Origin of the sequence: Actinomadura violacea, from assembly GCF_017573465.1 — a bacterium.
GTDB classification, from domain to species: Bacteria; Actinomycetota; Actinomycetes; order Streptosporangiales; family Streptosporangiaceae; genus Spirillospora; species Spirillospora violacea.
Genome location: NZ_JAGEPF010000004.1, coordinates 258,970 through 268,632, shown reverse-complemented (window position 1 = coordinate 268,632; position 9,663 = coordinate 258,970). Strand labels below are relative to the sequence as shown.

Genomic DNA, 9,663 nt, shown 5'->3' with positions numbered 1-9,663 from the left:
CCTCATGGGGCGCCCCATGAGGACGACACGCCGCAAGTGAACGGTGTTCGGTACGGCTACCGGCCGACTGGGAGCTTCTGCGGGGCGCCGTGGCCGGCTAGTAGATCGAGACGCCGAAGGCGCTCAGCGCGGCGGTGACGGGCTGGAAGAACGTCGTGCCGCCGGACGTGCAGTCGCCGCTGCCGCCGGAGGTGAGCCCGAGCGCGCTCGACCCGGCGAACAGCGAGCCGCCGCTGTCGCCCGGCTCGGCGCACACCGTGGTGCGGATCAGGCCGCTGACGCTGCCCTCCTGGTAGTTCACCGTCTGGTTGAGCGCGGTGACGCGGCCGCTGTGCAGGCCGGTGGTGCTGCCGCTGCGGTACACGGTCTGGCCGACCGCGGCGTTGGCGGCGCCGGTGATGTCGCGGGTGCCGCTGCCGTAGAGGCTGACGGAGCCCTGGGTGTCGGCGGGGGTGGAGCTGTACTGGACGAGCCCGTAGTCGTGCCCGGGGAACACGCTGCGGACGGTGCGGCCGAGGGTGCGGCCGGACGAGTCGGTCCAGGTCGTGCCGATGTTGGTGCAGTGCCCGGCGGTGAGGAAGTAGTACGTGCTGCCGCTGCGGACGTTGAAGCCGAGCGAGCACCGGGCGCCGCTGGTGTAGATGGCCTCGCCGCCGCGGGTGAACGTGCGGAACGCCCCGGCGACGCGCTCGGTGCGGACGGCCGTGCCCTGCCGGGCGGCGGCGGCCTTCACCTTCTTGAGCGCGGAGCCCTTGACGGTGCCGTCCATGGTGAGGACGACCTGGTCGGTGGCGGGGTCGGCGGCCCAGGCGGTGCCGGGGACGGTCGCGTCGCGCTTGAGCGCGGCCATGACCTTCTTCAGGTCGGCGCCGCTGCGGGCGACGGTCTGCGGGACGGCGCCGGCGGCGCGGACGGCCCGCGCGGACGCGGCGTCGGTCACCGTGACGACGAGTCGGTCTCCCTTCAGGTAGGAGCCGGCGGTGTGCGCGCCGAGCCGCTGGGCGAGCGCCGCGGCCACCGCGCTCCGCCCGGCCGCGGCCGATGCGGTGGACGGGGCGGTCGGGGACGCCGCGTGCGCGGCGGGGACGCCGGCCAGGGCGGTCGCCAGCAGCCCGGTCGCCGTCAGGGTGACGGCGCCGCCGATGCGTGCGTGACGGATCTTCACTGTGCCTCCAGGGGGGATTGGGCGCACCCGTGTGGTGCGCCGGAGGTCCCGCACATCGTGGAAGAAGCGTCATCCGGGACGAAAGGGAAGAAAGTGCCTAAGTGCCGGTGATCGTCTTGTCACCATGGGTGCGCGCGCCCGGTCGCGGGCGGGGCGGCGGCCCTCCCGCCGGGCGCGCGGATCCGGCGGCCGGGCGGCGGGCCCGGCCGCGGCGTCCAATGGGCCTCCCGGCGCGCGGCTGCGCGTCGTAGGGTCGAGGCGACGGGGGACCGGACATATGACGCGGATCCCCCCGCCCCCGGTTCCCCGGCACGGGAGTGCCCATGGGAGTCGAGATCCGGGTGGAAGGGCTGAAGAAGTCGTTCGGGCGGCAGGTCATCTGGGAGGACGTGTCGCTCACCGTCCCGGCGGGCGAGATCTCCGCGCTGCTCGGGCCGTCCGGCACCGGCAAGTCGGTGTTCCTGAAGAACCTCGTCGGGCTGCTGCGCCCCGACCGCGGCCACGTCTACGTCGGCGGCGGCGACGTCCCCCGGCTCGCCGAGGGCCGGCTCTACGAGATGCGCCGCCACTTCGGCGTGCTCTTCCAGGACGGCGCCCTGTTCGGTTCGATGAACATCTTCGACAACATCGCGTTCCCGCTGCGCGAGCACACGAAGAAGGGCGAGTCGGAGATCCGCCGGATCGTGTTGGAGAAGATGGAGATGGTGGGGCTCACCGGCTCCGAGCAGAAGCTGCCCGGGGAGATCTCCGGCGGCATGAAGAAGCGCGCCGGGCTGGCCCGCGCGCTGGTCCTCGACCCCGACATCATCCTCGCCGACGAGCCGGACTCCGGGCTCGACCCGGTCCGCACCGCCTACCTGAACCAGCTGTTCGTCGACCTCAACGCCGAGATGGGCGCGACGTTCCTGATCGTCACGCACGACATCGGCACCGCCCGGGTGCTGCCGGACAACCTCGGCCTGCTGTTCCGGCGCGGGCTGGTGATGTTCGGCCCGCGCGAGATGGTGCTGTCCAGCACGCACCCGGCGGTCAACCAGTTCTTCAACGCGCGCCGCGAGGGCCCGATCGGGATGGCCGAGGAGAAGGACCAGGCCGAGGTGGCGAGCGAGGCGCACGCCCCGCTGGCGATGCCGGGGCCGATCCCGCCGCAGCTCATGCCGAGCGACGGCAGCGTCCGGCCCGGGATGCGCCGCCCGGGGGAGTGGCTGCGCGCACACGGCGTGACGCCGCCGCCCGGCTCGTTCGTCGACGGCCAGGGCAACGACTGGCTGGCCGGATGGGACGAGCTGACCGCGGCGCACCGCCGTCCGGAGTGACCGGCGGGACGCCTGGGACGAGCGTGACACCCGAGGGCGGGAACGGGAGAATGGTCCGGTGACCTTGCTTCTGTCCCGTTCCGAACTGGAATCGCTGCTCGTCCCCGCCGAGTGCCTCGACGCGCTGCGCCGCGGTTTCACCGCGGCGCAGGACGGCACCGTCGCGCGGCGCGTCGTGGCGAAGCTGCCCGGCCAGGGCACCGCCACGGCGCTGCTGCCCGGCGTGGTGGAGGGGATCCCCGCCTACACGGTCAAGGTGAACGCCAAGTTCCCCGGGTCGCGGCCCGCGCTGCGCGGCGTCGTGTGCCTGCACGACCTCGGCACAGGCGAGCTGCTCGCGCTGCTGGACTCGGCCACCGTCACCGCCTGGCGCACGGGCCTCGCCGCCGCGCTGGGCACGCACGCGCTGGCCCGTTCCGCGGCCGACACCGTCGCGGTGATCGGCGCGGGCGCGCAGGCGGAGCTGGTGCTGCGGGGCCTGGCGGAGCTGCGGCCGGTGCGCGGGCTGACCGTCTGCGACCTGGACGCCGGCCGCGCCGCGGCGTTCGCCGAGCGGCACGGCGGCCGGCTGGGGATCGAGGCTTCGGTGGCCGCCGACCCGCGGGCCGCGGTGCGGGACGCCGGGATCGCCGTCGTCGCGACGTGGGCGCGCCGCCCGCTGCTGCACGCCGCCGACGTCGCGCCGGGCACCCACGTCACCTCGCTCGGCGCGGACGAGCCCGGCAAGGCCGAGCTGGGCGCCGACCTGCTGGAGGGCGCCCGCGTCGTCGTGGACGACGTGCCGCTCGCGGTCGAGATGGGCGTGCTCGCGGGCGCCGGCCTGGACGTCAAGCACGCCGCCGGGACGCTGCGCGACCTGCTGCTCGGTGAGGTGCCGGGCCGGGTGAAGGACGGCGAGGTGACGGTGTACGCGCCGGTCGGCCTGCCCTGGCAGGACCTCGCGCTGAGCTGGACGGCCTACCGGGCGGCCCGCGCGGCCGGGACGGGCCGGGAGACCGACCTGCTCGCGTGAGCGCACCGCCCCGCCCAGTGTATTGAAACAGGTTCTAGTTTCTGTCTAGGCTAGCGGGCACGGGCGAGCGACCGGAGGTGACGCCGGTGATCCAGGACCGGTTCCGAATCGAGGGCAGGGTCGCGGTGGTGACCGGCGCGGGCCGGGGGATCGGCGCGGCGACCGCGGTCGCGCTCGCCCAGGCGGGCGCCGACGTGGTGGTCTCCGCCCGCACCGAGGAGCAGCTGCGCAAGGTCGCCGCGGAGATCGAGGCGGCCGGCCGGCGCGCGCTCGTCGTCCCGGCCGACCTGAGCGAGCCGGACGCGGCGGCCGGCCTCGCCGCCCGCGCCGTCGAGGGCCTCGGGCGCCTCGACATCGTCGTCAACAACATGGGCGGCACCGTCCCGCGCCCCTTCCTGCACACCTCGCCCCGGTATCTCGAGAACGCGTTCCAGTTCAATGTGAGCACCGCGCACGCGCTGACCCGCGCCGCGGTCCCGCACATCCTGGAGTCCGCCACCGGGTCCGCGCCGGGCGCCGTCGTCAACATCTCCTCGGTGATGGGCCGGGTCGCCGGCCGCGGCTACCTCGCCTACGGCACGGCCAAGGCCGCCCTCGCCCAGTACACCCGGCTCGCCGCCGCCGACCTCGCGCCGCGGATCCGCGTCAACGCGGTCGCCGTCGGCTCGGTCGCCACGTCCGCGCTCGACATCGTGATGACCGACGACGGGCTGCGCACGCAGATGGAGAAGAGCACCCCGCTCGGCCGCATCGGCGACCCCGAGGACGTCGCCGCGGCCGTCCTGTACCTCGCCTCGCCCGCGTCCGCCTACGTCACCGGCGGCCTGCTGCGCGTCGACGGCGGCATCGACGTCCCGAACCTCGACCTCGGCCTGGAGGACCTGTGACGTACCGCGTCGTCCAGTGGAGCACCGGCAACGTCGGCCGGCACGCGATCGCGGGCATCGACGCCCGCCCCGACCTCGAACTCGCCGGGGTGTGGGTGTCGAACCCCGCCAAGTACGGGAAGGACGCCGGCGAGCTGGCCGGGCTCGGCCGCGAGCTCGGCGTCGCCGCGACCGGGTCGGAGGAGGAGCTGCTCGCGCTGCGCCCCGACTGCGTCGTCTACACCTCGATGGCCGACGTCCGGCTGATGGAGGCCATCGACGACCTGTGCCGCATCCTGCGCGCGGGCGTCAACGTCGTCTCCAGCAGCCCGGTGTTCCTGCAGTTCCCCGACGGCGTCGTCCCGCCGGAGATGTCCGATCCGGTGCGGGAGGCGGCGGAGGCGGGCGGCGCGTCGCTGTTCGTCAACGGCATCGACCCCGGCTTCGCCAACGACGCGCTGCCGCTGGCCGTCACCGGCATCAGCGAGCGGATCGACCAGGTCCGCTGCATGGAGATCCTCAACTACGCCACCTACGACCAGGGCACCGTCCTGTTCGACATCATGGGTTTCGGCCGGTCCCTCGACGAGACGCCGATGCTGCTGCAGCCGGGCGTGCTGACGATGGCGTGGGGCAGCGTCGTCCGCCAGCTCGCCGCCGGGCTCGGCGTCGAGCTGGACGAGGTCACCGAGCACTACACCCGGTTGCCCGCCCCCGAGACCTTCGAGGTGTCCGCCGGGACGGTCGAGAAGGGCACCGCCGCCGCGCTGCGCTTCGAGGTGCGCGGAATGCGCGGCGGCGAGCCCGTGCTCGTGCTGGAGCACGTCACCCGGCTGCGCGACGACCTCGCCCCGGACTGGCCGCAGCCCGCCGGCGCCGGCTGCTACCGGGTCGAGGTGCGCGGCGAGCCGGACTACACCGTCGACCTCCAGCTGCTCGGCGGCGACGGCGACCACAACACCGCGGGCCTGAAGGCGACCGCGATGCGGCTGGTCAACGCGGTCCCCGCGGTCGTCGAGGCGCCGCCCGGGCTGCTCACCGCCCTCGACCTGCCGCTGATCACCGGCCGCGGCCTCCTCTGACCCGGCCCCGCCGCCCCGAAGCCGGGCCGCCGGCGCCGTTCAGCGGGCGCGCAGTTCGGCGGCCCGCGCCTCGCCGAGCGCGGCGATCGCCTCGGCGAGCAGCCGCATCTGGTCGGGCAGGTCACGGTGGGGTTCGGCCTGCATGGCGACGAAGGCGCCGTCGAACCCGGCGATGCCGAAGTAGTCCAGCCGGTCCGCGACGGCCTGCGCGATCTCCTCGCCCTCCGGCGCGAACGACAGCGCGATCATCCGGTTCATGTGCGCGCGGCCGTCGCGGCGCACCCGCTCGATGATCGAGTCGACCTCGGCCTCGGCGGCCTCGGCGCTCATGACCAGGATGAGGTGCAGGCGCAGGAACTCCTGGCGGGCCAGGAACACCTCGCCGGTGCGCAGCAGGTACCAGGTCAGCCGCTCGCGCGGGGTGCCACCCTCGGGGCCGCCCGCCTGGGCCCGCCGCATCGCCGCGTAGAACTCCTCGGCGCCGCGCGCCATGACCGCCGACAGCAGCCCCGCCTTGGACTCGAAGTGGTGGTACACCGCGCTCTTCGGCAGGCCGGTCTCGCGGCTGAGCACCGACAGTGAGGTGGCGGCGTAGCCGCGCTCCGCCATGATCCGGGACGCGACGTCCAGGATCTCCTCCCGGGACCTGCGGCCACGGCGGTTGCCGGTCTTCTCCTCCACCACGCGTCGAAGCATAGATGCCCTGCTCCGCCCGCGGTCCGCCGACGTTTTCTGCACAGCGGAATCTCGTGGACAGCCGTCCGGGAAGCATGTGAGGGTGGCCACTGTTGTACCGAACGATCGGTCCAATACTTGATCCGAAGCCGCCCCGGAGCCCGTATGACCCAGCATTTCGACGCCGACGTCGCGATCGTCGGCTACGGCCCCACCGGCGTGACCGCCGCCCTGACCCTCGCCAGGCACGGCGTCTCGGCGGTCGCGTTCGAGCGGGACCGCGACATCTACCCGCGCGCCCGCGCCGTCACCGTCAACGACTGGACGATGCGGATCCTCCAGAGCCTCGGCATCGGCGAGCGGATCGCCAAGGTGATCGAGCCGCAGCGGGCGCTGCGCTGGGTGACCTACGACGGCACCGAGATCATGCGCGTCGAGCATCCGCCGTCGGCGCTCGGCCCGGGGCCCCGCTTCTACAACATCTACCAGCCGGTCATGGAGGCGGAGCTGCGCGCGTGCGCCGCCGAGCACGGCGACCTGATCGACGTCCGGTACGGCGCCGAGGTGACCGGGCTGGAGCAGGACGCCGACGGCGTCACGGTGACCACGACGGACGCCGCGACGGGGGAGGCGCGCACCGTCCGCGCCCGGTACGCGATCGGCGCGGACGGCGGCGGCAGCGCCACCCGCGCCATGATCGGCAGCCGCCTGGACGGCGACACGATCGACGTGCAGTGGATCGTCATCGACTGCCGCGTCAAGCGCTGGTGGCCCGACCGCGACTTCCTCACGTTCTGGTCCGACGGCAAGCGCCCGGTCGTCGACATCGCGCTGTCCGCCGGCAACCACCGCTGGGAGATCCCGCTCGCGCCGCACGAGACCGAGGCCGACTTCGCGTCCGAGGACGACGTGTGGCCGCTGCTGAAGGCGCTGGGCGTCACCACCGACGACGTCTCGATCCACCAGTGGGCCTTCTACCGCCACCACACCCGGATGGCCGACACCTGGCGCAGCGGCCGGGTCTTCCTCGCCGGCGACGCCGCCCACCTCATGCCGCCGTGGGCCGGTGCCGGGATGCAGACCGGGATGCGGGACGCCCACAACCTGGGCTGGAAGATGGCCCGCGTCCTCAAGGGCGAGCTCGACGAGAGCTGGCTCGGCACCTACGAGACCGAGCGGCGGCCGAACGCCGCGTTCTACACCGGTCTCGCCGTCGGGCTCGGCCGGGTCATCAAGCAGGAGGCGACCCCGGCGGAGATCGAGGAGATGAACCGGGTGCCGGAGGGCACCGTCACGCCGTTCGAACCGCCGCTGATCGCGCCGCCGGTGCTGGAGGCGGGCTGGATCCGCGGGCCGGTCGGCGACGCGAGCATCGTCGGCCGGATGGTCCCGCAGCCCGTCGCGGGCGACACGGCCGGGCGGATGGCGCGCCTCGACGACCTGCTCGGCGACGGCTTCGTGCTGCTCGGCGCGGACACCGACCCCGCCGGGCTGCTCACCGCCGACGAGCGGGCCGCCTGGGACGCGCTCGGCGCCCGCTACATCGCGATCCGCCCGAAGACCGCCTACACGCGGGGACCGGACGAGCTGGTCGACCTCGACGAGGTGCTGCTGCCCTGGCTGGCGCGGTACGGCGTCCGCGCCGTCGCAGTCCGCCCGGACCGGTTCGTCGCGGCCGCCGACGTCTCCGGCCTCGCCGTCCCCGCCTGACACACCGCCCCGACGCGGCATCGAGAAAGGAGCACGTGCCGATGACCGAAGTGAAGGAGCTGGCCTACGTCGTCTACGAGGCGAGCAGCCTCGACGACTGGGAGCGCTTCGGCGTTGAGCTGCTGGGCATGCAGCTCGCCGACAAGACCGCCGACGCCATCGCCCTGCGCACCGACCGGAAGTCCTACCGCTGGCTCGTGGAGCGCGGTCCAGCCGACGACCTGGCCGCCAGCGGCTACGAGGTCGCCGGCGACGCCGCCCTCGACGCGCTCATCGCCCGGCTCACCGCCGCCGGCATCGAGGTCGACGAGGGCGACGCGGCGCTCGCCGCCTCCCGCAGGGTCGACCGCATCGCGGTGACCGCGGACCCGATGGGCAACCGCGTCGAGCTGGTCACCGGCTTCGCCGACGCCGGCACCCCGTTCCACTCCGACACGCTGCTCGGCGACTTCGTCACCGGCGCCGGCGGCGCGGGCCACCAGGTGCTGCTGTCCAAGGGCGTCGCGCGCGAGACCTACCTGGAGTTCTACGAGGGGCTGCTCGGCTTCCGGATCTCCGACCGGATCGTCGAGGAGCTCGCGCCCGGCGCCGTCGCCGACCTGATCTTCCTGCGCTGCAACCCGCGCCACCACTCGGTCGCGTTCGGCGACATGCCGCACCCGAAGCGGACCCACCACTTCATGGTCGAGGTGACCGACGTCCGCGACGTCGGCATGGCCTACGACCGCTGCATGGACGCCGGGCAGCCGTTCGAGATGACGCTCGGCATGCACCCCAACGACCACATGTTCAGCTTCTACGTGCGGACCCCGTCCGGCTTCAGCGTCGAGTACGGCTGGGGCGGCCTGCTCATCGACGACGACACCTGGCAGGTCAGGACGCTGGACCGGCTGCACAGCTGGGGCCACCGGCCGCCCGAGGCCGTCGCGGAACTGCTGTCCCAGGCGACCGGAAAGGAAACCCGCTGATGCCGCTGACCCAGGCCGACGCCGCACGCACCGTCCAGACCAGGGACTGGAAGCTCCGCTACCACGAGGCGGGCGAAGGGCAGCCGGTGATCCTGCTGCACGGAAGCGGCCCCGGCGCGACGGGCTGGAGCAACTTCGCCGGCAACATCGAGGCCCTCGCCGAGCACTTCCACGTGTACGCGGTGGACATGCCCGGCTGGGGCGAGTCGGACGCGGCGACGGTCGACCGCCTCGACCACGTCGAGGCGGCCGTCCAGTTCCTCGACGCGCTCGGCATCGGCAAGGCCGCGTTCGTCGGGAACTCGATGGGCGGGCAGACCTCGATCCGGCTCGCCACCGAGCACCCGGACCGGATCACCCACCTGGTCACCATGGGGCCGCCGGTGGGCCCGGTCACCTCCCTCTTCGCCCCCGGCGGCGGCCCCTCCGAGGGCCTCAAGGTCCTCATCGAGACCTACCGCGACCCGAGCCCGGACAACATGCGGCGGCTCGTCGAGATCATGTGCTTCGACACGGCCCGCTTCGCCACGCCGGAGCTGTGCGAGGCCCGTTCCGACGCGGCCCTCGCCCGCCCCGAGCACCTGCGCAACTACGTCGACGGACTGCCGAAGGGGGCGCCGCTCCCGGTCTGGGCGGACCCCGCGCTGCTGCCGCGCGTCCAGGTCCCGGCCCTGCTGATCCACGGACGCGACGACCGCGTCGTGCCGTTCGAGACCTCGCTCCACCTGCTCGCCGCCATTCCCGACAGTCGGCTCGTCCTGCTGAACCGGTGCGGGCACTGGGCGATGATCGAGCACGCGGACGAGTTCAACCGGCTCGTCACGGACTTCCTGCGCGGCACCGCCTAGGCTCCGTGCCCCGCCGCCGCG

At 73.7% G+C, this 9,663-nt stretch carries 9 protein-coding genes; 7 read left to right on the top strand and 2 right to left on the bottom strand.

What is annotated here, in order from left to right:
* Positions 1-97: 97 nt before the first annotated feature.
* Entirely contained in the window at positions 98-1,165 is a 1,068-nt protein-coding gene (locus tag J4709_RS07075) for a S1 family peptidase (protein WP_208238246.1), read from the bottom strand.
* A 323-nt stretch (positions 1,166-1,488) separates the two neighbouring features.
* On the opposite strand from J4709_RS07075, the gene J4709_RS07070 reads away from it, so the two are divergent.
* The 4 genes from J4709_RS07070 (at position 1,489) to J4709_RS52990 (ending at position 5,441) form a co-directional block, all read left to right on the top strand.
* Positions 1,489-2,481, top strand: a complete 993-nt coding sequence (locus J4709_RS07070) for an ABC transporter ATP-binding protein (protein WP_208238244.1) — start codon at positions 1,489-1,491, stop codon at positions 2,479-2,481.
* Positions 2,482-2,539: 58 nt separating this feature from the next.
* A complete protein-coding gene (locus tag J4709_RS07065; protein ID WP_208238242.1) occupies positions 2,540-3,493 on the top strand; it encodes an ornithine cyclodeaminase family protein in 954 nt (317 codons plus the stop codon).
* 86 nt (positions 3,494-3,579) lie between these two features.
* Positions 3,580-4,380, top strand: coding sequence for an SDR family oxidoreductase (locus tag J4709_RS07060; RefSeq protein ID WP_208238240.1), 801 nt, complete (start codon positions 3,580-3,582; stop codon positions 4,378-4,380).
* The gene (locus J4709_RS52990) at positions 4,377-5,441 is read left to right on the top strand and encodes an NAD(P)H-dependent amine dehydrogenase family protein (RefSeq protein ID WP_208238238.1); all 1,065 of its coding nucleotides are present in this window, start codon (positions 4,377-4,379) and stop codon (positions 5,439-5,441) included. Before J4709_RS07060 ends, J4709_RS52990 begins: the two co-directional genes overlap by 4 nt.
* Positions 5,442-5,480: 39 nt before the next feature.
* Here J4709_RS52990 and J4709_RS07050 read toward each other — a convergent pair whose 3' ends face one another.
* Positions 5,481-6,125, bottom strand: coding sequence for a TetR/AcrR family transcriptional regulator (locus J4709_RS07050; RefSeq protein WP_208238236.1), 645 nt, complete (start codon positions 6,123-6,125; stop codon positions 5,481-5,483).
* A gap of 156 nt (positions 6,126-6,281) precedes the next feature.
* Here J4709_RS07050 and J4709_RS07045 point away from each other — a divergent pair, with 156 nt between their 5' ends.
* Genes J4709_RS07045 through J4709_RS07035 form a run of 3 tightly spaced genes read left to right on the top strand, consistent with a single transcriptional unit; the run spans position 6,282 to position 9,642 of the window.
* Positions 6,282-7,826, top strand: coding sequence for a bifunctional 3-(3-hydroxy-phenyl)propionate/3-hydroxycinnamic acid hydroxylase (locus tag J4709_RS07045; protein ID WP_208238234.1), 1,545 nt, complete (start codon positions 6,282-6,284; stop codon positions 7,824-7,826).
* A gap of 41 nt (positions 7,827-7,867) precedes the next feature.
* Positions 7,868-8,794, top strand: a complete 927-nt coding sequence (locus J4709_RS07040; protein WP_208238233.1) for a VOC family protein — start codon at positions 7,868-7,870, stop codon at positions 8,792-8,794.
* Entirely contained in the window at positions 8,794-9,642 is an 849-nt protein-coding gene (locus tag J4709_RS07035; protein WP_208238231.1) for an alpha/beta fold hydrolase, read from the top strand. The genes J4709_RS07040 and J4709_RS07035 overlap by 1 nt, the downstream gene beginning before the upstream one ends.
* Positions 9,643-9,663 lie beyond the last annotated feature (21 nt).